The organism is Microvirga brassicacearum (assembly GCF_008757455.1).
Lineage (GTDB): Bacteria > Pseudomonadota > Alphaproteobacteria > Rhizobiales > Beijerinckiaceae > Microvirga > Microvirga brassicacearum.
Window position 1 is genome coordinate 1 of the sequence record NZ_VCMV01000010.1, and the last position, 20,813, is coordinate 20,813.

Sequence of the window (20,813 nt, forward strand, 5' to 3'; positions counted from 1 at the left end):
CCCTTTCTTCCCTCCCCCTTGCGGGGAGGGACCGAGGGTGGGGGTGGGTTGACTGGGTGATTGCGGTCAAGGCTGGTATATCCGTACTGCTCGGCGTCCCATGTCATCGCCAAGACATTTCGACCCCCACCCCTACCCCTCCCCGCAAAGGGGAGGGAGAAGCGCTTCGATGCCCCGCAACCTTCTCATCCCCGGCCTCGTGATTCTGATCGCAATCCTCGCCGTTGCCTCCCTCGCCATCGGACCCGCGCCGATCTCACCTCTCACGGCGATTCGCGCCCTGTTCGTGGATCTCGGCAGCGCCTCCATCGTGGTGCGCGAGATCCGCCTGCCGCGCACGCTGCTGGCGCTGATGATCGGCTGGATCTTCGGCCTCACCGGCGCCGCCCTGCAGGGATTGCTGCGCAACCCCTTGGCCGACACCGCCGTGTTCGGTGCGCCGCAGGCGGCGGCTTTGGGGGCGGTGATCGTGCTCTATTTCGGCTTCGCCGGGGCATTGTCGTGGCTGCTGCCGGTCGCCGCAATAGTCGGAGCGCTGGCGTCCATTGCGCTTGTGGTGGCGGTTGCCGGGCGCAGCGCCACCATCGTGGTGCTGGTTCTCGCGGGGCTTGCCATCGGCAGCCTTGCCGGGGCGGGCACGTCGCTTGCCATCTCGCTCTCGCCCAACCCGTTCGCCGTCACCGAAATCGTGTTCTGGCTCCTCGGTTCGTTCGAAGACCGCTCCATCGTTCATGTGTGGTTGGCAGCCCCCTTCCTCCTCGTGGCGATGCTGCTTCTGCTGGCGGCGATGCCGGGCCTGCGGGCGTTGTCGCTGGGCGAAGACACGGCCCGCAGCCTCGGAATCAACACCGACCGCCTGCGCTTCCTCATCGTCGGCGGGGCGGCCATCGGGACCGGCGCGTCGGTGGCGGTCGCGGGTTCGATCGGTTTCGTGGGCCTCGTGGCGCCGCACCTGATCCGGCCGTTCGTGGGCTACGATCCGGCGCGCACCATGGTTCCTTCCGGCCTTGCCGGCGCGGCCCTGCTGCTCGCGGCGGATTGCGCCGTTCGCCTCATTCCGTCCTCCGGCGAGATCAAGATCGGGGTTCTGACCGCCCTGCTCGGAGTGCCGTTCTTCCTCTGGGTGATCGCCCGGCGGAAAGCCGAACTCTCGGAGACGGCCGCATGACGGCTCTCGTCACACGCGAGCTCTCGGTCAGGCTCGGGCATCAGAACGCGCTCGCCGGCATCGATCTCGCGCTGGAATCGGGGCGATTTACCGTCGTGATCGGACCCAACGGCGCCGGCAAGACGACTTTGCTGCGGAGCCTCGCCGGGCTTCTGTCGCCGACGCACGGGGCGGTGCTGCTGAATGACGCTCCCCTGTCGCGCTTACGCGGATCGGAACGGGCCAAGACCATTGCGTATCTGGCGCAGAGCGGCTCCATCGCCTGGCCGCTGCCGGTCCGGGACGTCGTCGCGCTTGGCCGCCTTCCCCATGAGGAGAAACCCGACGCGCTTTCGCCTGTGGGCCGGGAAGCGGTCGCCGGCGCCATCGCCGCCGTCGGCTTGAAGGGCTTCGAGACCCGCCCCGCGACCGAATTGTCGGGCGGCGAGCGCGCCCGTGTGCTGCTCGCCCGGGCGCTTGCCACCCAGGCACCGGTGCTTCTGGTCGACGAGCCGGTCGCTTCCCTCGATCCGCGTCACGAGCTGGTGGTTCTCGAAGTCCTGAAAGCCCATGCGGCGGCGGGGGCACTGGTGGTCGCCATCATGCACAACCTCACGCTGGCGGCGCGTTTCGCCGACGAGATCGTGCTGCTCGATGGCGGGCGCCTGCAGGCCCATGCCCCGCCGGGCGAGGTTTTCACCGAGGCGCAGCTCGCCGCAAGCTTCGGCATTGCGGCCCACATTACCCGGGAAGCGGGCGGGCTGGTGGTGGTGGCCGAGCGGCCGCTCGACCCGCCCTAACCCGCGAGGGAGGCGGCCTCCGCCAGATTGACAAAGGCACGACCTCGGCGGATACCCCGTTGCAGATTTCGACATGGGCTCATGACTCGCCAGGATTTCAAGAAAACACTCATCATCGTGCATGATCTCGTGATGACGGCGCTCGCCGTGGTCGCGACTTTTTTCGTGCGCTTCGACGGTTTTCTGCTCAGCGAGCATCTGCGCCAGCTGCCCTATGTGCTGCCGCCCTTCGTGCTCTTCGCCGGGTTCGTCTACTGGTTCTTCCACCTCTACCGCTCCAAATGGCGGTTCGCGTCCCTGCCGGACCTCTACAACATCTTTCGTGCCTCGAGCGTGCTCGCGCTCAGCCTGCTGGTGGTCGATTACATTCTCGTCTCGCCGCAGCTTTTCGGCTCGTTCTTCTTCGGCAAGATCACCATCGCGCTCTACTGGCTGATCCAGATGTTCTTTCTGGGCGGGCCGCGCCTCGCCTTCCGCTACATCAAATACGCCCAGTCGCGCCAGACCCTGCAGCGCGACGCCAACACCCCGACCCTGCTGCTCGGGCGCGGCACCGACATCGAGGTGATGTTGCGGGCCATCGAATCGGGCTCGGTCAAAAAGCTTCAACCCAAGGGCGTCCTGTCCTATCGCGCTGATGACCTCGGCCAGTCGATCCGTGGCGTGCCGGTGCTCGGCACTTTCGCCGATCTCGATCAGGTGGTGCAGGATTTCCAGGAGCGGGGCGTGCCGATCCGTCGCCTCGTCGCCACCCCGAGCGCGCTGGCGCCCGAGGCGCATCCCGACATGCTGATCGCGCGGGCGCGGCGCCTCGGACTGCCCCTCGTGCGCGTCACCAGCCTGGGCGAGGGCATGCGGGACGCCGAACTGGCGCCGCTCGAAATCGAAGACCTGCTGCTGCGGCCAACCGTGCAGATCGACCGCACGCGGCTCGAGGATTTCATTCGCGGCAAACGCGTTCTCGTCACCGGCGGCGGCGGCTCCATCGGCTCGGAAATTTGCACCCGCGTGGTGGCGTTCGGCGCGAGCGACCTGCTCGTTCTCGAAAGCTCGGAACCGTCGCTGCATCAGATTCTCGAAAACCCCACGATCCTGTCGAGCGATACCGAGGTCGACGGCGTGATCGCGGATGTGCGCGACCGCGAGCGGGTGCGCGAGGTCATCAACGCATTCGCGCCCGACGTGGTTTTCCACGCGGCGGCGTTGAAGCACGTGCCTTATCTCGAGGCGAACTGGACCGAGGGCATCAAGACCAACGTGTTCGGCTCCGTGAACGTGGCCGACGCGGCGGTCGAAGCCGGCACCGCTGCGATCGTCATGATCTCCACCGACAAGGCCATCGATCCGGTCTCGATGCTCGGCGCCACCAAGCGCTTTGCGGAGATGTACGGACAGGCGCTCGATGCGGAATTCATGGGGCGTGGCGGCTCGACCCGCCTTATCGCCGTGCGCTTCGGCAACGTCCTCGGATCGGTCGGCTCCGTGGTGCCCAAATTCAAGGCGCAGATCGCGCGTGGCGGCCCGGTAACGGTGACGCATCCCGACATGGTGCGCTACTTCATGACGACCCGCGAGGCCGCCGATCTCGTGCTCACCTCCGCGTCCCATGCGGATAAGGAAGGCCGCGTGCTCCATGACGGCGCCAACCAGGATGAGCGCGCATCGGTCTATGTGCTCAAGATGGGGCAGCCGGTGCGGATCATCGAACTCGCCGAGCGCATGATCCGGCTGGCCGGGTTCGAGCCCGGCGAGGAAATCGAGATCGCTGTCACCGGCACGCGGGCCGGCGAAAGACTGCACGAAATCCTTTTTGCCCGCGAAGAGCCCCGGGCCGAGATCGGCATCGACGGGGTCATGGCCGCAAAGCCGGTCTTCGCGGACCGTCAGCGCGTCGACGAATGGCTCAAGGCCCTGGCACGGGCCGTCGCCGCCAATGATCGCGCGGCGGCCGAGCGCGTGTTCGAGGATGCGATCCCCGAATTCAGCCGGCGGATGAAGAATCCTGAGCCGATTGCGCCAGCCGAGCCAGTCCGTCTCGCGTCGAGCTGACCGGCTGCCAGCCAAGCGTCCTCAGCGCATCGGGTTTCGCCACCAGCGAGCCCGCCAACCGGTCATAGGCCTCTGACCTCCCCGTCAGCGCGGCGGCAAGGCGCAGAAGCACCGACGGGATGGGGACGAGGCCGGGTCTGCGGCCGATTCCGGAGCGCATGGCGGCGACGATTTCAGCCACCGTCAGCGGCTCCGGATCGGCGACGATCAGTGCCCGGCGTAGCGGGCCCGGCGCCTTCAGCACCACGTCGAGCGCCGAGGTCAGATTGTCGAGCGAGAGCAGTGAGCGCTGCGCATAAAGGCTGCCGAGCGGCAGCGGCCAGCGGGATTGCGCAAGCCGCAGCAGCGCCGCCATGTTGCCCTTCACGCCCGGCCCGTAGACCAGCACCGGGCGTAACGCCACCCAATCGATCCCGAGCGCGTCGAGACCCTGTTCGGCGTCAAGCTTGGAGCGGCCATAAGCATCGGTCGGACACGCCTCGTCCGCCTCGGTCAGCGGCAGGGCCGCCACCGGCCCGGACTGCGCGCGGATCGAGGACAGGAACACGAAGCGCTTCACATGCGCGCGCTCGGCGGCGCGGGCAAGGTTGAGGGTGCCTTGCGTGTTGATGGCGCGGTAATCGTCCTCGGGCATCCCCGACATGGCATGAGCGAGGCCGGCCGAATGGATCACCGCATCCACATCGCGCAGGGCCGCCGCCATGTTGTGCGGCGACGCGATATCGCCGATGACCGCGCCCGTCGCGCCCTCCGGCACCTCGGCAGGGCGTCGCAGCAGCACGCGCACGCGATAGCCGCGCTTCGGCAATTCGGCCACCAGGTGACGGCCGATGAAGCCGGTGGCGCCGGTGAGCGCGATGAGAGGACCGGTCACGCGGAAATCTCCAGGCGGGCTTGCGAGAAGCGGCGCAGCAACAGGCCCACGAGAGCGCTCCCGGTGAGCAGGGCCAGGATCTGCACGATGGGCGTCGGCGACAGGATGGTCCAGGCGGCAAGCCCAGCCAGACAGATGTTGAGGGCAAAGACGTGTCCGCTCACCGCCATCGCCGAGAAGCCGTTGACGGTCGCCTGCTGGTAGAAGTGGCTGCGATGCGCCTCCCACACCTTTTCGCGCCGGGCGAGCCGGCGCAGCAGGGTGATGGTGGCATCCGCCACGTAATACAGCGGCAGCAGGATCGCGGCGGCGAGCGCGCCGGTTCCGGCGAGTTGCAGCAGGAGCCAGCCGACGAGAAGCCCGATGGGCAGCGAGCCGACATCGCCGAGGAAGAGTTTTGCCGGCGGTTTGTTGAAAACCGCGAAGCCGATCAAGGCGCCGCACAGGGCCGCCGCCAAAAGTGCGGGGATCGCCGGAAGGTCGCCGAAGCCACCAAGCGCCGCCATAAAGGCCGTGATCGGCACCATTTCGGCCACAGTGATCCAGTCGAGCCCGTCCATGAAATTGACGAGGTTCACGAACCAGACACCGCCCAGCAACAGAAAGGCGCGCTCCACGACGAGCGGAACCGAATCCGGAAAAACCCGGTACTCGGCCGTGAACAGGATCGCCACCACGGCGAGGACCTGCAGGAGCAGGCGGGGGCGCGCGGGCAAGGGGCGAATATCGTCGATGATGCCGAGGATCCCGAGCGCCACGCTCGCGGCCACAACGATCCCGAAATGCGCCAGCGGGGTGCTGAGCGAAACAAGCGTCGCGGTCGCCACCACCAGCGCCGCCGCCACGACCGCGATGCCGCCGCCCTGCGGCGTGGGCACGGTGTGACTCGAACGCGCATTCGGGCGCGCCAGCGCATAGCGCACGAGCAGCGGCATCATGACGACGATCAGCGCACTCGAGAGAGCAGCCGCGGCGAGGAGGGTGAGGGCGATCAGCATGTCAATCGCCGTGATAGCCCCGATACCAATCCACGAAAAGCCGAACACCGTCCTCGAGCGAGGTCGAGGGCGCGAAGCCGACGGCGCGGTGCAGGGCCGAAACGTCGGCGCGGGTCTCCAGCACGTCGCCCGGCGGCAGCGGAACGTCGACGCGCCTGGCTTTCTTGCCGAGCGCGTCCTCGATCAGCGCGATCAGGTGGTTGATCTCCTGCGGGCGGTCATTGCCGATATTGTAGAGGCGGTAGGGCGCGCTGCTGGTGGCGGGATCCGGGTCGAGCGCATCCCAGGCCGGATCGGGCGTGGCGTCGTGAAAGACGAGGCGCACGATGCCCTCGACGATGTCGTCCACATAGGTGAAATCGCGCCACACGCGGCCCCCATTGGCGACCTGGATCTCGCGCCCCTCCGCGATGGCGCGGGTAAACGTATAGACCGCCATATCCGGGCGGCCCCACGGACCATAAACGGTAAAGAACCGCAGGCCGGAGACCGGCAATCCGAAGAGATGCGCATAGGAATGCGCCATCATTTCGTTGGCCTTCTTGGTCGCCGCATAAAGGCTGATCGGATGGTCGGCGGCGGCGTGTTCGGAGAACGGCAATCGCCGGTTGGCGCCATAGACCGAACTTGACGACGCATAGACCAGATGCTCGACCCCGTTATGCCGGCAGGCTTCCAGCATGTGGGTGAACGCCACCAGGTTCGACGCCACATAAGGCTGCGGATCGATGAAACGCACGCCGGGCTGGGCCGCCAGATGGATGACGCGCTCGAAGCGATGCTGCGCGAACAGGTCCCTCGTCGCGTCAGGATCGGCGAGATCCATCCGCTCCGGCATGAAGGTGTTGTGCGGCGCCAGATTGGCGAAGCGCGCTTCCTTCAGGCTTATATCGTAATAGGGCGTGAAGCTGTCGACGCCGACCACGTGATGGCCGTCCCGCAACAGGCGCTGCACCACGTGAAAGCCGATGAATCCGGCCGCACCGGTGACAAGGATGGGTGTTGGCATGAGACGCCCGCTCGCCCGAGTTATGGTTGCGCCGGCGGACGCATTGTCGCCGATTTTTTTAAGCTAGAGCATGATGCCGAAAAGTGTGAAGCGGTTTTCGGCCGACATCATGCTCCAGGTTGTTGGGATCGATCACGTTCCCGAGTTTGGACCGATTTCGGTTCAAACTCATCGAGATCTAGTGGGCCGGCACCTTAACGGGAAGTGGCTGATCCGCAACCGGTTTACCGGCCTTGGGCAGAGGCGCGAGAGCGATCGTCTGGCGCTCGCGGGCGACGAACGCCGTCGGCATGAGCTTTTGCATCTCGGCTTCGGAGACCTTCAGGAACGTGTCGTCATGGCCGGGGAAGATGTGGAAGATCGCCAGCGCCTTGACGCCGGCCGCCTTCGCCAGTTCGACGCCCTTGTTCCAGGTTGAATGGCCCCAGCCTTGGCAGCGGGTGTACTCGGCATCCGAGAACATGCCGTCATAGATCATCAGGTCGGCGTCGCGCACGAATTCGGTCAGCGCCGGATCGGGCCACGGGTCGGCATGTTCGATGTCGCTGATATAGCAGACGCTGCGCCCCCCATGGGCGAAGCGGTATCCGGTCGAGCCGCCCGGATGGTTGAGCAGGTGGGTCCTGATCGTGGTGCCGTCCGCAAACGACAGGGTGTCGCCGGCCTTGAAGCCGTGATGCTCAAAATGCGCCGGCAGCTGATCGAGGCAGATCGGAAAGAGCGGGGGCGAGTAGAGCCGGTCGAGGGAAGCCTGCGCGCTCTCCCCATCGAGATTGCCGCAAAACGTGCGGATGACCCGATCGTTGCTGAGCAGAGCCGGTTTGAAGAACGGCAGCCCGCTGATGTGATCGAGATGGAGATGGCTGAGAAGGATATCGACGGTATCGGGCGCCGAATTGCCGAGGTGGGATCCCAGGGCAGCCAGTCCGGTTCCGGCATCGATGATGAAGAGCCGCTCGCCGCAGCGCACTTCGATGCAAGGCGTGTGGCCGCCGAATTCGACGAATTGAGGACCCGAGGCGCAGGTCGAACCGCGGACTCCCCAGAATCGGATCTGGAGGTCACCGGAGGATAAAACACGCCTCATCATTTCTCGATCATCGCCGATCCGAAAGTTGCCGCATGTGCGCTGGCACACATGAACAGACCGGGACGCGCGGGGTCAAGCGCCAATCGGTCACGCGCTCAGGGCCTCGGCAGGCGCCGCTTGGCGCTGCTCCACCTTCGGCACGCCGCGCTCGAAACGGATGACGGCCTCGAACGGCGGTTGTTCCATGCTCGGGGTCACGTCGGGCGTCACCAGCACCAGTCCGCGGCCGATCAGCGACCGGCGCAGATTAGCCACCAGCGCCTCGGCGGTCGCCGTCGGCAGGCCCTCGAGCGCCCGCTGCACTACCAGGATATCGGGCCGGCGCACGAGGCAGCGCACGAGATCGATCATCGCGACCTCGCTTAAGGTGAGATCGCTTCCCTGCATGTCGATCGGGGTGTTGAGGCCGATGCGCGCCACCTCGGCGTCGAGGCCCCGGTCGGTGAGGACGCGGCGGATGACCTGCTGGATCGCAGCCTCGGCGCCGGCCTGATCGGCAGCAACTCGGCCGAACAGCAGATTGTCCTGTACGTTGGCGGCGGCACAGAGCCGTGCCGCATCGTAAAACTCGATGGCAGGCTGCAGGCTGACCGGCAGCATGCGGGCGAGATCAGCGCGGGCGGTGACGATCCGCGCCTCCATCGCCTCGTCGATCAGCCCCAGGCGATGGCGGCTCTCGTTGTAGCGCAGCGCGAGGCCGATCAGGCGCTCCTGATCGCGCCCGGTCTGGACCCCACGCCGGTTCTCCCGTCGGCGCTCGACCAGGTCCTCGAAATAGGGGCGATCGGTGGCGGAAAAGAACGAGAAACGCTCGAAAAGCGGATGTCCGTCCGGAATCTCGGCGAAGATCTCGATCATGCTGGTGGCAATCGAGAGGCCCATTCGCGCGAGCGGCTTGGTCAGGTCCTCGGCCTCGAGAATGGCGCGGATGAACGGATGGCCGGCGAGTCGATCCTCCCGGAACGTGTCGCCGATGGCCTTGCCGAACAGGAGATTCTCACCGACCGTGGCGTAGCGGTTATAGCGCTGCGCTTCGAAAGGATCGACGAAACGGTCCAGATCTTCGGCGACCAGCGCCGCCTGCACGGCACGGCGGGCTTCCACGATGGCGGCCGCGAGCCTGTCCTCGCGTTTCGGATCGAGGCTGCCGGACAGGCCTCGCGCATGGATGAGGCGGTCGAGCGCCGTCGTCACGATGGCGTCGGAAAGCCGCGCATCCATTTCGGCCTCGTCGCCCAAGCAGCCATAAAGCAGATTGTCGCGCAGGGTGCCGGGGATCAGCACGGTCTCTCCCGCAAGCGCGATCCGGCGCGCCCGCTCGACCGCCGGTACCGCCGCCAGGTTGACGCCCCCAAAGGTTAGATGGCCGGTCGAGGGGGCGATCCGCCCGCCCAGCAGGGAGGCCAGAACGCGCGGACCGGCGTCGCCATCCCCGGTCAGCGCCACATGAGCCGGGAAGGCGATGCGCAGATCGACGCCCGCGATCCGCGATCCACTTGCCGGGTCGAGGGCCGAGACCCCTTCCGCCACCAGCGCTCCACTGTCCGGGAGGGCGACGGGTGCCATCTCCCGGGCGCGGGGCCGGACGGCGTTCAAGGCCTCGCTCACGCTGGAGAGCAGCATCTTGGTGCGCTCCACCACGCGCCGCCATTGCACCGATTCCCGCGCGCCGAAAGCCGCAAGCGTTGCCGCAAGGCTGGAGGCCAAGAGCGCGCCAGGGCTGACGATGCCGGGGGTCGAATACCAGACGGCAACAGCCAGGACCGCCATCGGAGCAAGCCAGATCACCGCCACCGAGAGCGCCTCGACGATCGCGAGCCGGCGCTCCCAGCTTTCGACCGGTCGATGGCGGAGCGCGAGCGCTGTTGCCAGCCGCTCCCGCTCGAAGGCAGCGGTGCCGTGCGCACGGATTGCCGGGACCCGGTGGCGAAGTTCCGCGAAGGTCTTGTCGACCGTCTCGCCCTCGCGTTGGCGGATACGCCCGATATCGATGCGAAGCCGCAGCCGGTGGGCGTTCAGGGCCGCGCCGACGACCATGACCACCGCCAGCGCCAGGCCGAAATGCCAGTTGACGAGCAGCACATAAACGAACGCGAGCGTCACCATTCCGGTCAATCGCACGGACGCCAGCAGGGCGGCGCCGAGCACCCGTCCTTCGCGCGCGAGATCGCCCGCCGCGAGGTCATGCAACGCCTCCACGTCGGATTCGAGCGATACCGGCGCCCTCAAGGATGCGTCGAGGATCGTCGCGCGGAGGCGCGTGATCACGCGCGCGCCGATTCCCACGATCAGCCAGTCGAGCAGGACGGAGAGAACCGCCACGATGAGGGGCACGAGCACGAGGCCGCAGACGGCAACGAAAGCCAGCAGGTCCGGGGCGAGCGCGAAGCCGGGCAGGATGACCAGCGGCGCCGCGGCGATCTCGCGCGGCAGCGGAATGGCCAGCCGCAGAAAAGCGGCCGCGTCGGCGGCAATGCCGGGGGCGCCCGTCGCGATATCGGTCGCCACGCGGATCATCTCCAGGCCGAGAAGCAGAACGAGGCCGGAGAGCGTCAGGAGCAGAAAGCCCAGGACGTGCCGCCAAGGGCTGGTTTTCCAGGTCAGGCGCAGTGGATCGCGCTCCATATCGTCTCCCTGGATCGCTCGAACGCCGGAACGTTATCGAAGCGGAACCGTAAGGACCAGAGGCCGCGCGTTAAAAGTTGGCGCCAACGCCTCGTATCCGCCGGCTGCGCGAGGTCTCAAAGGTCGCGCACCCCTCGTTTCCGGGGTTTCCGACTCTATGTTTGTGCCTTACTCGCATTCTATCTTGCCTGGATGACCCTGGAGGATAGTAACAGGCCACGATGATTTCAGCCCAAACGCTCGATCCGGTTTTTCACCTTATCCTCGATCTCTCGGCCCACCAGCCCGCGCCGGGCGTTCCCGCCCGCCTGCGGGAATTGTTTTGCGAACTCTCGGAAACCGAGAACGCGGACGCCGCCCAGGAGGTCGAAGAGGTGATCTGGACCCTGTGGACTTCGCATGAGGACCGCGATGCCGAGGAAATCATGGCTGAGGCCATCGAGGGGATGGAAGTCGGTGCGCTCGACGCGGCGCGAATCCTGCTCGACGACCTGACTGAGCGCTATCCGGATTGGGCCGAGGCCTGGAACCGGCGCGCCACCCTGTGCTTCATCGAAAAGCGCGATGCCGACTGCCTCGCGGATATCGAGCGCACACTTGCTCTCGAACCCCGCCATTTCGGAGCCATCTCGGATTTCGGTCATGTGTGCCTGCGCCATGGGCACCTGAACGAGGCGAGGGCGGCCTTCCAGATCGCCCTCTCGATCAATCCGCATCTCGAAGACCTGGCTGAAATCCTCGAAGACCTCGCGCCGCACACGTTGATGTTGCACTAGAGCGTTTGCAGGAGATCGGCCCGAAGGGTTGCTCCCGCCGCATCTCGTCGATCCCTGTCGGCCGCACCGTTCAGGATCCAAATTCAAGCCGCGTCGCTCAGGGGTCTGCTGTCCGCCCGGCGATCCCGCCTGGCCAGAACATGCGCAGAATTACGAGCCGCTCAGAGCCATCAAATCCTATGTGTTCATACGGGGACGACGTTGGACTTGCGTGCTATCAGGCAGTCTGAACCAAAAGCCTTCGATCTGCAAAAGATGATCTCGCGCTTCTCCAGTACGAAAAAATAGCGATTTAAATACAGGCAAACTCATCGTGCACGATTATCTTAATTCGTTGCAAACAATTGGGTATGGATTCTAAGGTAATCCTGAGGCTGATCGGCAGTATTTACGATGCTGCCCTTGACCCAGAGTTGTGGGACGTTTTTCTTGCGAGTTTCTCAGCGCACTTCAAGGGAAACGCAGGTCTCTTCTCACAAAATATCACCAGTAACGAAGTTGGACTGGTCAAATATGGTGAAGCCGACCTCGCATACGCAAAACTGTATCAAGATTACTACGCCCACGTAAATCCCTGGTACCGAAACATATGGTCGGGCGGGGTCAACCCGATCAACCAGGAAGGCAGGCTCTTCTTCGGTTCCGGGCTTGTCGATCCGCGCGAGCTCGAACGCACGGAGTTCTATGCCGACTGGCTGCGGCCGCAAGGAATATACGAAACCCTTGCAACGCCGGTCCTCGTCAGTGGCGCAGGCATAACGAACCTGACGATTTTGCGGTCCCGCCGGCATGCCGCTTTCGAGCCTCACGAAGTCGAGGCTTGGCGCGAACTGCTCCCGCACATCAGGCGCGCCGTGCAGGTTCACGAGAAACTGCATCACGCCGATGCTCACTACCGCAGCGCCCTTTCGGCGTTCGATCACCTTAAGACCGGCGTGATCCTCGTGCGGGAGGATGGATGGATCATTTTCGCCAACGCCAGTGCGGAGAGCATCTTGTCGGCAGGCCACGGCCTCTCGACCCGCTTCGGCCGCATCTGCGCTCTGTCCTCGAAGGACACTGAGGCTCTCCTGCACGCCATCAAGGAAGCGGCATCGACCGGAATGGGAAGAAACACGCATGCGGGCACCAAGCTCGCCTTGCCGTTCGGCCCGTCGCAAGCTCTGTCCGTCATGGTCAGTCCGATGACGACCGAGCAGCACCTGGAGCTCCGCCATGGTCCGGCAGCCATGCTGTTGGTGGAGCATCCGCTGACGCGGAACCCCGATGCGACGACCGAACTGGCGCGGCGATATGGATTGACGGGGGCGCAGACCCGTTTGCTGGAAGCCATCCTCAATGGCAGAAAGTTGGCTGATTACGCCGACGAGGCCCGCCTGAGCATCAATACCGTCAAGAGCCACATGAAGCAGATTTTCGAGAAGACCGGCGAAAACAGGCAGGCCGACCTGATCCGCCACTTTCTCCGCGGCAGCGGCGACACGACCCGCAAAAGCTGAATGCAGGTTCTCTGCGTGTGAGCCGCAACGCGACAATCGCGCCATTGCGAGGTTTGCCCGGCAGGGTAATCTGCCGCGATGTCCGATTCGATCGTTTCCCCTTCAGCCGGCGATTTGCCCGCGCGTCCGGTCCTGCGGCCCGACGGCCGGCAATCGCCGACCGCGCTTCACGTGCAGCGCGGCGTGAGGCGGCTCTTCGCCCAGCTCGGCCAAGCCACGCTGCCGGAACTCACTTTGGCGAACGGGCGGCGCGCGGACGTGATCGCGCTGGCGCCGAACGGTCTCCTGACGATTATCGAGATCAAATCCTGCGTGGCGGATTTTCGCGCCGATCGAAAGTGGCCGGATTACCGGGATTTCTGCGACCGCTTCTATTTCGCCGCGCCCGACACCATGCCGGTGGAGATCCTGCCCGAGGATTGCGGTCTCATCGTCGCCGATTCATTCGGCGCGGCCATCCTGCGGGATGCAAGCCACCACCCGCTCGCCGGTGCGCGGCGCAAGGCCGTGACCCTGCGCTTCGCGCAATCGGCAGCGTTTGCGCTTCATCAGCTGGCAGATCCCGACCTCGTGCATGACGGCGGACTTTAACGCGGAGCGCGCTTTGCCAGAATTCGCTGCAGGGTGCGGCGGTGCATGTTGAGACGGCGCGCGGTCTCGGAGACGTTCCGGCCACACAACTCGTAGACCCGCTGGATATGCTCCCAGCGCACACGGTCCGCCGACATGGGATTTTCCGGCGGCGTTGCCCGCTCTCCCGGGATCGCCATCAAGGCAGCGTGGATCTCGTCGGCATCGGCGGGTTTCGCCAGATAATCGAAGGCGCCCATTTTGACCGCCGTCACCGCGGTGGCGATATTGCCGTAGCCGGTCAGGATGACGCCCCGCGCCTCGGGGCGGCGATTCTTCAAACGCTCGATCACGTCGAGGCCGTTGCCGTCGCCCAATCGCATGTCGATGACCGCGAAAGCAGGAGCCTCGGACTCGATGGCGCTCAGGCCCTCGGCCACGCTTTCGGCCACGCGGACCTGATAGCCGCGCGCTTCCATGGCGCGCGCCAGACGGCTTGAGAACGGACGATCGTCGTCCACGATCAAGAGGCTCTTGTCGGCACGCTCTTCGAACGCCAGCGGCGCATCGGCCATCAGAACATCTCCCTGCATGTCGCCAAAACTCCTTGGAACGCGAAGCCACTCGGGATAGTCGGACTCACTCCGTTCAGTCTCTCATATGGGAATTGTTGCTCTCCTGCGTGAGAGTTCCCCTCGCCTCCGGCTGCGGCGAAATTGCCGCACCCCTTTCAAACGCCTGACGGGCCCAAACGATCCGCGCAACGGCACCCGAATCGGGATAAGCCGCATTCGTCAGCGTCAATTGAGCGCCGGATCGTTCCAGCAGCGTCTTGGCGATGAAGAGGCCGAGGCCCAGCCCGCCGCCTTCTCCGCTGCTGTCCAGTCTGGCCGACGCACTTCGCGTCGTCACGTAAGGCTCCCCGACGCGCAGCAGGATATCGGGTGCGTAGCCTGGCCCGTCATCCCTGATCTCGATGACAACGTCGCGATCGGTCCAATGCGCCGCGATGCTCACGCGGGCTTTGGCGAAGTCCGCCGCGTTGTCGAGAATGTTCGACAGGCCATAGACCACCCCGGGATTGCGCCGGACCATCGGCTCCGGACCCTCGCCGCCGGTCTTCACCGCCACATCGAGATCGAGCGCGCGCTGGGGCGCCACGATCTCCTCGACCAGATGGCTCAGGGTGATGGTTTCGAGGAACGCCGATTCCTCCTGCCCCATGGAGGTGAGCTTGGTGAGGATGCTGCGGCAGCGCTCGACCTGCTCACGCAGGAGCCTGAGGTCGTCGGCGACCGGACCTTTCTGCGGCAGGGAATGATGCAGTTCCTTCACCACGAGCGCGATGGTGGCGAGCGGGGTTCCGAGTTCGTGCGCGGCCGCGGCCGCCAGCCCGTCGAGCTGGGACAGGTGCTGTTCGCGGGCCAGCACCCGTTCGGTCGCCGCCAGCGCCTCGGCGAGTTGGCGCGCCTCCTCGGCAACCCGCCACGCATAGATGCCGGTGAAAACGATGCCGAGCAGGATCGCGGTCCAGATGCCGGTCACATAGAGGAACGGCAAGGTCAGCGTCTCGCCCGGAAACCACGGCAGGGGACGGTGGGTGAGGGCGAGCACCGTGGACAACCCCACCGCCAGCAGGCCGAGCGCGAGCGTGCGCTCCGGCGTCAAGGCGGTGGCGGAAATCAGGACCGGCGCCAGAAACAGGATCGCGAACGGATTGGCGAGCCCGCCGGTCAGGTAGAGCAGACCTGCGAGCTGCAGGATATCGAAGGCGAGCAGGATGGTGGCCGCATTGTCGCCAAGGCGGTGGCTCGCCGGAAATTCGATGCGCAGCACCAGGTTGACCGACGCGGAGGCGGCGATCACCACGAAGCAGAGGCCGAAGGGCAGCTCGAACCCGAGCCCGAACCGCACCACCGCCACCGCCAACGCCTGGCCCGCAATGGCAAGCCAGCGCAGGCGCACCAGGGTGTCGAGACGCAATTGCCGGGCATTGCGCGTCAGCGGCGTCGGGTTGAGTTCATCCATGCGCCAAGGATAGGGCCTTTCCGCCCCGCGCCAAGGAAGACTTGGCCGTACCCGGCTCGGCCGCTCAGGGTTTCGCCGTCACAGCATGGGCCTGCCGGCTGTCGTCCGGCGCCTCGTCGCGGTCATCCAGGCCATAATCGCGAATTACGGACGCGATGCGCAGGCGGTAATCCCGGAAGATTCCGGCCCGCCCCGCCGCCTGCGTCTTGCGGTGCGCGGGGAGGTTGCGCCATTGCCGCACCGCCTCCTCGTCGCGAAAGAACGACAGCGACAGGAGCTTCCCGGGCTCGCTCAGGCTCTGGAACCGTTCGATGGAGACGAACCCATCGATCCGCTCCAGATCGGCGCGCAGAGCGGCTGCTAGATCGAGATAATGCTGCGTGCGGCCCTCAGCGGGCCAGACTTCGAAGATGACGGCGATCATGGCTGGATCAGCTTTCCGTGCGGCGCGGAGGCGAGACGAAGAAACATGCGATCCTCCCGCCGGATGAACTGTTCTTTCTTGGCGAACTCGTAATTTGCCCGGCCCTGCGGGTCCGCTTTGAGGCGCGCCCGGTATTGCTCGTATGCGGCAAGGCTGTCGATGTTATAGACCCCATAGGCGGTCGTCGCCGAGCCTTCGTGTGGCGCATAATACCCGATCAGATCGGCGCCGCAGCGCGGGATGGCCTCGCCCCAATTGCGAGCATATTCGTCGAAGGCCTCGGTCTTGAAGGGATCGATTTCGTAGCGAATGAAGCAGGTGATCATCGGTTTTTCCTTATGTACGAGCCCAAATCCTAGCCGATTGATCGACGCGGATGCTTCGGCTATGATCGAAGTATGAAGGAAGGTCCGGTCATCGCATCCGTGGCGGCGCTGCTGGGAGATCCGGCCCGCGCCAATATTCTCACCGCTCTCATCGACGGACGGGCGCTGACCGTCAGCGAACTGGCGCGCGCCGCCGGGGTGACCATCCAGACCGCGAGCGGACATCTGGCGAAGCTTTCGGACGCCAACCTGCTGATCGGCGAGAAGCAGGGGCGCCACCGCTATTTCCGCCTCTCGGGGCCGGATGTGGCGCAGGTGCTCGAGGCACTGATGGGGCTGGCGCAACGGACCGGCGCCGTCCGGGTGAGAACGGGTCCTCGCGACGAGGCTCTGCGCACCGCCCGGATTTGCTACGACCATCTCGCGGGTGAACGCGGCGTCGCCATGCTCCTGAGCCTCAAGCGCCGAGAGCTGATTGCCGGCGAGGACGATCTGGCCCTGACGCCCTCGGGGCGGCAATTCTTCGTCGATTTCGGCATCGACGTGGCGGCGCTGGAGAAAGGCCGCCGGCCCGTCTGCCGCGCCTGTCTCGATTGGAGCGAGCGCCGCAGCCACCTCGGAGGCGCCCTCGGCGCCGCCATCCTGACCGAGGTGATCGGCCGCGACTGGGCCGTGCGCGACGGCCGCTCTCTGGCTTTCACGCCGACGGGCCTTAAGCAATTCGTCGAACACGTGGCGCCCGAAGCCTAGTTCCTGGCCGGCCGGCGGACCTCCAACCCCTTGATCCGATGGCGTTTCCGGGCCTGCCTCCTGAGGCAGGCGAGACGGCCGAAATCCTAGGAAAATAAGGTAAACTTGCTTTTACGGCCGGGAACTTACATTTTACAGTCAGGGTTGAGGATAAGCTCGAATCGCGTTGGCGAGGAAAAAGAGCACCCGGCCCGTGGGGTATTGTAGATGAATCTTTCTTATTATTGGTACGAGACCGCCCATTGGTTGCTGGGCCCCGCCCGCGCAGCCTCCGACGCCGCCAGGTCCATGCTGGACATTCCGGGCAACCCTTTAAGCGACACACCCTATGGCCGGACCGTGTCGGCCGCCTGCGAATTGTTCGAGCGCACCACCCGCCGCTACGGCAAACCCGCCTTCGACCTCCCGACCACGACGATCGCCGGCAAACCGGTCCGGGTGACCGAACGCATCGTCTGGGAGCACCCCTTCTGCGACGTGATCGCGTTTGAACGCGATCACAAGAGCGCCGCGAGCCAGCCCCGGCTTCTCATCGTCGCGCCGATGTCGGGCCATTACGCCACCCTGCTGCGCGGCACCGTCGAAACCTTCCTGCCGACCCATCAGGTGATGATCACCGATTGGGCCGATGCCCGCATGGTTCCCCTCTCGGAGGGGCGGTTCGACCTCGACGTTTACATCGATTACCTGATCGACATGTTCCGCACCTTCGGGCCAGACCTGCACGTCATGGCGGTCTGCCAGCCGGCGGTGCCGGTGATCGCCGCCATCGCCCGCATGGAAGCCGAGAACGACCCGAAGACGCCCCGCTCCATGATCCTCATGGGCGGGCCGATCGACACCCGACGGTCGCCGACCGCCGTCAACCTGCTGGCCGAGGAGCGCGGCATCGCGTGGTTCGAGCGCCATTGCATCATGCAGGTGCCGCCGGCCCATCCGGGCTTCTGGCGCAGCGTCTATCCGGGCTTCCTGCAGCTCTCCGGCTTCATGGCGATGAATCTCGACCGGCACGTGACCGCCCATTGGGACATGTTCAACCATCTGGTCGAAGGCGACGGGGATTCCGCCGAGAAGCACCGGGATTTCTACGACGAGTATCTGGCCGTCATGGACCTCACCGCCGAGTTCTATCTCCAGACGGTCGACAAGGTCTTCGTGCGGCACGAATTGCCGAAGGGCGAGATGATGCACCGGGACAAGCCGGTCGACCTGGTGTCGATCCGCCGCTGCGCCATCATGGCAATCGAAGGCGAGCGCGACGACATCTCGGGCATCGGCCAGACGCTCGCGGCGCTGGAGCTGACCCCGAACCTCTCGTCGGACAAGAAGCTCTACCACCTTCAGAAGGGTGTCGGCCATTATGGCGTCTTCAACGGCTCGCGCTTCCGGTCTGAAATCGCTCCTCGAATCGCTGAATTTGTTCGGCAGCATGCCGATTCAGAGACGCCCGGACAGGTCGCCGCCTAGCCGTCAAGCCCCGGCGAACGTCCCCGATCGGTTCCTGCCAGCGGCAAACGGCTGCGCTGACACGGACGCAGCGGCAGGGCAGATTGCGGACATGAAGTTCGCCCTGTTCCGCCGGGTCCCCGAGGATCCCCCGCACCTGAAAGTCAGTCACGAGGGCCGCACCCTGAAGGTGGCCCTCAAGCGCCGCCCCACGGCGAAGCGCATCACCTTGCGCGTCTCGAACGCCTCCGGCGAGGTCGTGCTGACCATTCCCGAGCGTACCAGCATCGAGATCGCCCAGCGTTTCGCCGACGGCCACGGTGCCTGGATCGCGGCGCGGCTCGCCAAGGTGCCGATGCGGGTGAAGTTCGAGCCCGGCGCCCTCGTTCCCCTGCGCGGCGTGCCGCATAAGATCGTCCATTGGTCCAGCATCCGGGGCGTCACCCGCGCCACCACGGGTAGCGACGGCGCGCCTATCCTCGCCGTGTCCGGCGACGTCCTCCACGTGGCGCGCCGGGTGCAGGATTTTCTCGAGGCCGAGGCCAAGCGGGATTTTGCCGCCAGCGTGAAGCACCACACGGCCGCGCTCGGCATCCCGGCCAAACGCATCACGGTGCGCGACACCAAGAGCCGCTGGGGTTCCTGCTCGGCCAATGGGGCGCTCAATTTCTCGTGGCGGCTGATCATGGCGCCGGCCTTCGTGCTCGATTATCTGGCGGCGCACGAAGTCGCCCATTTGCGCGAGCTGAACCATTCGCACCGGTTCTGGAAGCTGACGCATCAGCTCTGCCCGCGCACCGAAGACGCGGAGAAATGGCTGAAGACCTACGGCTCGGCGCTGCACCGGTTCGGGTGAGGACCGCTGGCATCGGATCGAATGAGCTGACGCCCGCGTGACAGGCGGGTGTTTTCGTCCTAGATGCGAAGCCCCGCTCCAGGTCATCTCGCCCATGCTCAAGCCGAATACGTTCGCCCTGACCGTCGTCCTGGCGCTGCTGACCGCCCTCGGGCCTCTTTCCACCGACATGTACCTGCCGGTGCTGCCGGCGATCGCCCACAACCTTGCGGCCACGGCCGGGCAGGCGCAGCTCACCTTGTCGGTGTTCCTGTTCGGCTTCGCGGTCGGGCAGTTCTTCTATGGGCCGATCTCGGACCGGGTCGGCCGTAAGCCGGTGCTTTTGTGCGGGCTCGTGCTGTTCACGCTCGCAAGCCTTGCCTGTGCGGTCGCACCCAACGTCGAGATGCTGATCGGCGCGCGGTTCGTCCAGGCGCTCGGCGCCTCCGGGCCGATCGTGCTGGCGCGCGCCGTGGTGCGCGATCTCTATGAGGGCTCGCGCGCCGGCCGGGAATTGTCCCGCATGGCTTCCATCATGGGTGTGGTGCCGGCCATCGCGCCGATCTTCGGCGGCCTGATCGCGCCTTGGGGCGGCTGGCGCATGACCTTCATGGTCGCCATGGCGTTCGGCGCCATGCTCACCATCGTGGTGGCGTTCCGCCTCGCCGAAAGCCTGCCGCGAAAGGCCGCGCAGGCGGTCTCGTTCGGGTCGATCCTGCGGGCCTTCGGCAACCTGTCGCGGCATCGCGGCTATCGCGTCTACGTGATGCTGTCGATGCTCACCTATGGCGGCTTGTTCGCCTTCATCTCTGGCTCGTCCTTCGTGCTGCAGAACATCTACGGCCTCGGCCAGCTCGCCTTCGCGTTTTCCTTCGCGCTCGTGGTGGTGGGCTACATCGCCGGCACATTCCTGGCGCAGCACCTGGTGGGCCCGCGCGGGCTCGACGGCACCATTCTCATCGGCGTCGCCTGCCTGGCGCTCGGCGGCGGCGCGATGGCCGTCCTGGTGGCGGCGGGCGTGCCGTCGTTCCTGGCGATTGTCGGCCCGATGGTGCTCTATTGCGCAGGCGTCGGGCTGACCATGCCGCAGGCCATGGCGTCGGCGTTGATGCCGTTTCCCGATCGCGCCGGCACCGCCTCGTCGCTGCTCGGCATCTGCCAGATGAGCTTCGCGGCGATCCTCGGCATCGTGCTCGGCCAGAACCTCGACGGCTCGGCGCTGCCCTTGGCCCTCACCATCGCCGCAACCGGTCTGGCGGCGCTGGTCCTGTTCTCATCGACGCGGCACGCCCGGGCCTGTCGTTCCTGAGAGAGGAGCCGGCCGGATACCGGCTGACCGAGGGCGACGCCATCGGATGGGAAAATTTGGCAAGCCTCATGCTGAGGAAGGCCGAAGGCCTGTCTCGAAGCACGAGGCTTCTCCGGAGACCACTGGACGATCCTTCGAGACGCCGCTTCGCGGCTCCTCAGGATGAGGTGGTGCAGAAGCCGTTGGCCCAAAGCGGCAATCCCCACAGCCTCATGCTGAGGAAGCGCGGCACGCCGCAACAGAACGGGCGGCCGTGAG

Annotated in this window: 19 protein-coding genes; 10 read left to right on the forward strand and 9 right to left on the reverse strand. The window is 65.6% G+C overall.

Translation table 11 applies throughout. The features are described 5' to 3' along the window. Positions 1-169 precede the first annotated feature (169 nt). The 3 genes from FEZ63_RS06800 to FEZ63_RS06810 all read left to right on the forward strand — a co-directional run bounded on the left by FEZ63_RS06800 (position 170) and on the right by FEZ63_RS06810 (position 3,996). Positions 170-1,168 (forward strand): FecCD family ABC transporter permease, encoded by a 999-nt coding sequence (locus FEZ63_RS06800; protein ID WP_150942889.1) that lies wholly within the window; start codon positions 170-172, stop codon positions 1,166-1,168. Then, positions 1,165-1,947 (forward strand): ABC transporter ATP-binding protein, encoded by a 783-nt coding sequence (locus FEZ63_RS06805; RefSeq protein ID WP_150942890.1) that lies wholly within the window; start codon positions 1,165-1,167, stop codon positions 1,945-1,947. The genes FEZ63_RS06800 and FEZ63_RS06805 overlap by 4 nt, the downstream gene beginning before the upstream one ends. Before the next feature lie 81 nt (positions 1,948-2,028). Next, positions 2,029-3,996 carry a nucleoside-diphosphate sugar epimerase/dehydratase gene (locus FEZ63_RS06810; RefSeq protein ID WP_150942891.1) on the forward strand — a complete coding sequence of 656 codons (1,968 nt, stop codon included), beginning with the start codon at positions 2,029-2,031 and terminating at the stop codon, positions 3,994-3,996. On the opposite strand, the gene FEZ63_RS06815 is transcribed toward FEZ63_RS06810, so the two are convergent. The 5 genes from FEZ63_RS06815 to FEZ63_RS06840 form a co-directional block, all read right to left on the reverse strand. Beyond that, the gene (locus FEZ63_RS06815; protein WP_150942892.1) at positions 3,929-4,870 is read right to left on the reverse strand and encodes an NAD-dependent epimerase/dehydratase family protein; all 942 of its coding nucleotides are present in this window, start codon (positions 4,868-4,870) and stop codon (positions 3,929-3,931) included. The two genes, FEZ63_RS06810 and FEZ63_RS06815, sit on opposite strands and share 68 nt — an antisense overlap. Next, positions 4,867-5,868: an MraY family glycosyltransferase gene (locus FEZ63_RS06820; protein WP_150942893.1), complete on the reverse strand. Its 1,002-nt coding sequence runs from the start codon at positions 5,866-5,868 to the stop codon at positions 4,867-4,869. Before FEZ63_RS06820 ends, FEZ63_RS06815 begins: the two co-directional genes overlap by 4 nt. Before the next feature lies 1 nt (position 5,869). After that, positions 5,870-6,877, reverse strand: coding sequence for an NAD-dependent epimerase/dehydratase family protein (locus FEZ63_RS06825; RefSeq protein ID WP_150942894.1), 1,008 nt, complete (start codon positions 6,875-6,877; stop codon positions 5,870-5,872). 178 nt (positions 6,878-7,055) lie between these two features. Beyond that, positions 7,056-7,967: an MBL fold metallo-hydrolase gene (locus tag FEZ63_RS06835; RefSeq protein ID WP_150942895.1), complete on the reverse strand. Its 912-nt coding sequence runs from the start codon at positions 7,965-7,967 to the stop codon at positions 7,056-7,058. Positions 7,968-8,054: 87 nt separating this feature from the next. Then, positions 8,055-10,592 carry an ABC transporter transmembrane domain-containing protein gene (locus FEZ63_RS06840; RefSeq protein ID WP_150942896.1) on the reverse strand — a complete coding sequence of 846 codons (2,538 nt, stop codon included), beginning with the start codon at positions 10,590-10,592 and terminating at the stop codon, positions 8,055-8,057. A gap of 221 nt (positions 10,593-10,813) precedes the next feature. Between FEZ63_RS06840 and FEZ63_RS06845 the strand changes: the two genes are divergently transcribed. From FEZ63_RS06845 to FEZ63_RS06855, 3 genes are all read left to right on the forward strand, one after another. Continuing rightward, entirely contained in the window at positions 10,814-11,368 is a 555-nt protein-coding gene (locus tag FEZ63_RS06845; RefSeq protein ID WP_150942897.1) for a tetratricopeptide repeat protein, read from the forward strand. Between the two features lie 350 nt (positions 11,369-11,718). After that, positions 11,719-12,867, forward strand: coding sequence for a helix-turn-helix transcriptional regulator (locus FEZ63_RS06850; protein WP_150942898.1), 1,149 nt, complete (start codon positions 11,719-11,721; stop codon positions 12,865-12,867). A gap of 78 nt (positions 12,868-12,945) precedes the next feature. Next, positions 12,946-13,458 (forward strand): MmcB family DNA repair protein, encoded by a 513-nt coding sequence (locus FEZ63_RS06855; protein WP_150942899.1) that lies wholly within the window; start codon positions 12,946-12,948, stop codon positions 13,456-13,458. Here FEZ63_RS06855 and FEZ63_RS06860 read toward each other — a convergent pair. The 4 genes from FEZ63_RS06860 to FEZ63_RS06875 form a co-directional block, all read right to left on the reverse strand. Then, positions 13,455-14,030, reverse strand: a complete 576-nt coding sequence (locus tag FEZ63_RS06860; protein ID WP_275552335.1) for an ActR/PrrA/RegA family redox response regulator transcription factor — start codon at positions 14,028-14,030, stop codon at positions 13,455-13,457. The genes FEZ63_RS06855 and FEZ63_RS06860 overlap by 4 nt on opposite strands. 55 nt (positions 14,031-14,085) lie before the next feature. Next, entirely contained in the window at positions 14,086-15,465 is a 1,380-nt protein-coding gene (locus tag FEZ63_RS06865; protein ID WP_150942900.1) for an ActS/PrrB/RegB family redox-sensitive histidine kinase, read from the reverse strand. A 64-nt stretch (positions 15,466-15,529) separates the two neighbouring features. Beyond that, positions 15,530-15,889 carry an antibiotic biosynthesis monooxygenase family protein gene (locus FEZ63_RS06870; RefSeq protein WP_150942901.1) on the reverse strand — a complete coding sequence of 120 codons (360 nt, stop codon included), beginning with the start codon at positions 15,887-15,889 and terminating at the stop codon, positions 15,530-15,532. Continuing rightward, positions 15,886-16,215: an NIPSNAP family protein gene (locus tag FEZ63_RS06875; RefSeq protein ID WP_150942902.1), complete on the reverse strand. Its 330-nt coding sequence runs from the start codon at positions 16,213-16,215 to the stop codon at positions 15,886-15,888. Before FEZ63_RS06875 ends, FEZ63_RS06870 begins: the two co-directional genes overlap by 4 nt. A gap of 72 nt (positions 16,216-16,287) precedes the next feature. Between FEZ63_RS06875 and FEZ63_RS06880 the strand changes: the two genes are divergently transcribed. The 4 genes from FEZ63_RS06880 to FEZ63_RS06895 all read left to right on the forward strand — a co-directional run bounded on the left by FEZ63_RS06880 (position 16,288) and on the right by FEZ63_RS06895 (position 20,555). After that, positions 16,288-16,965 carry an ArsR/SmtB family transcription factor gene (locus FEZ63_RS06880; RefSeq protein WP_150942903.1) on the forward strand — a complete coding sequence of 226 codons (678 nt, stop codon included), beginning with the start codon at positions 16,288-16,290 and terminating at the stop codon, positions 16,963-16,965. A gap of 207 nt (positions 16,966-17,172) precedes the next feature. Continuing rightward, positions 17,173-18,432: a polyhydroxyalkanoate depolymerase gene (locus FEZ63_RS06885; protein ID WP_150942904.1), complete on the forward strand. Its 1,260-nt coding sequence runs from the start codon at positions 17,173-17,175 to the stop codon at positions 18,430-18,432. Positions 18,433-18,523: 91 nt separating this feature from the next. Next, positions 18,524-19,267 carry a M48 family metallopeptidase gene (locus FEZ63_RS06890; protein ID WP_150942905.1) on the forward strand — a complete coding sequence of 248 codons (744 nt, stop codon included), beginning with the start codon at positions 18,524-18,526 and terminating at the stop codon, positions 19,265-19,267. A gap of 94 nt (positions 19,268-19,361) precedes the next feature. Continuing rightward, positions 19,362-20,555 carry a multidrug effflux MFS transporter gene (locus tag FEZ63_RS06895; protein ID WP_150942906.1) on the forward strand — a complete coding sequence of 398 codons (1,194 nt, stop codon included), beginning with the start codon at positions 19,362-19,364 and terminating at the stop codon, positions 20,553-20,555. Positions 20,556-20,813 lie beyond the last annotated feature (258 nt).

Bases quoted from the DNA above. Each gene is read 5' to 3' on its own strand.
- FEZ63_RS06800 (WP_150942889.1), top strand. From the start codon at position 170: ATGCCCCGCAACCTTCTCATCCCCGGCCTCGTGATTCTGATCGCAATC.
- FEZ63_RS06805 (WP_150942890.1), top strand. From the start codon at position 1,165: ATGACGGCTCTCGTCACACGCGAGCTCTCGGTCAGGCTCGGGCATCAG.
- FEZ63_RS06810 (WP_150942891.1), top strand. From the start codon at position 2,029: ATGACTCGCCAGGATTTCAAGAAAACACTCATCATCGTGCATGATCTC.
- FEZ63_RS06820 (WP_150942893.1), bottom strand. From the start codon at position 5,868: ATGCTGATCGCCCTCACCCTCCTCGCCGCGGCTGCTCTCTCGAGTGCG.
- FEZ63_RS06825 (WP_150942894.1), bottom strand. From the start codon at position 6,877: ATGCCAACACCCATCCTTGTCACCGGTGCGGCCGGATTCATCGGCTTT.
- FEZ63_RS06835 (WP_150942895.1), bottom strand. From the start codon at position 7,967: ATGATGAGGCGTGTTTTATCCTCCGGTGACCTCCAGATCCGATTCTGG.
- FEZ63_RS06840 (WP_150942896.1), bottom strand. From the start codon at position 10,592: ATGGAGCGCGATCCACTGCGCCTGACCTGGAAAACCAGCCCTTGGCGG.
- FEZ63_RS06845 (WP_150942897.1), top strand. From the start codon at position 10,814: ATGATTTCAGCCCAAACGCTCGATCCGGTTTTTCACCTTATCCTCGAT.
- FEZ63_RS06850 (WP_150942898.1), top strand. From the start codon at position 11,719: ATGGATTCTAAGGTAATCCTGAGGCTGATCGGCAGTATTTACGATGCT.
- FEZ63_RS06855 (WP_150942899.1), top strand. From the start codon at position 12,946: ATGTCCGATTCGATCGTTTCCCCTTCAGCCGGCGATTTGCCCGCGCGT.
- FEZ63_RS06860 (WP_275552335.1), bottom strand. From the start codon at position 14,030: ATGCAGGGAGATGTTCTGATGGCCGATGCGCCGCTGGCGTTCGAAGAG.
- FEZ63_RS06865 (WP_150942900.1), bottom strand. From the start codon at position 15,465: ATGGATGAACTCAACCCGACGCCGCTGACGCGCAATGCCCGGCAATTG.
- FEZ63_RS06870 (WP_150942901.1), bottom strand. From the start codon at position 15,889: ATGATCGCCGTCATCTTCGAAGTCTGGCCCGCTGAGGGCCGCACGCAG.
- FEZ63_RS06875 (WP_150942902.1), bottom strand. From the start codon at position 16,215: ATGATCACCTGCTTCATTCGCTACGAAATCGATCCCTTCAAGACCGAG.
- FEZ63_RS06880 (WP_150942903.1), top strand. From the start codon at position 16,288: ATGAAGGAAGGTCCGGTCATCGCATCCGTGGCGGCGCTGCTGGGAGAT.
- FEZ63_RS06885 (WP_150942904.1), top strand. From the start codon at position 17,173: ATGAATCTTTCTTATTATTGGTACGAGACCGCCCATTGGTTGCTGGGC.
- FEZ63_RS06890 (WP_150942905.1), top strand. From the start codon at position 18,524: ATGAAGTTCGCCCTGTTCCGCCGGGTCCCCGAGGATCCCCCGCACCTG.
- FEZ63_RS06895 (WP_150942906.1), top strand. From the start codon at position 19,362: ATGCTCAAGCCGAATACGTTCGCCCTGACCGTCGTCCTGGCGCTGCTG.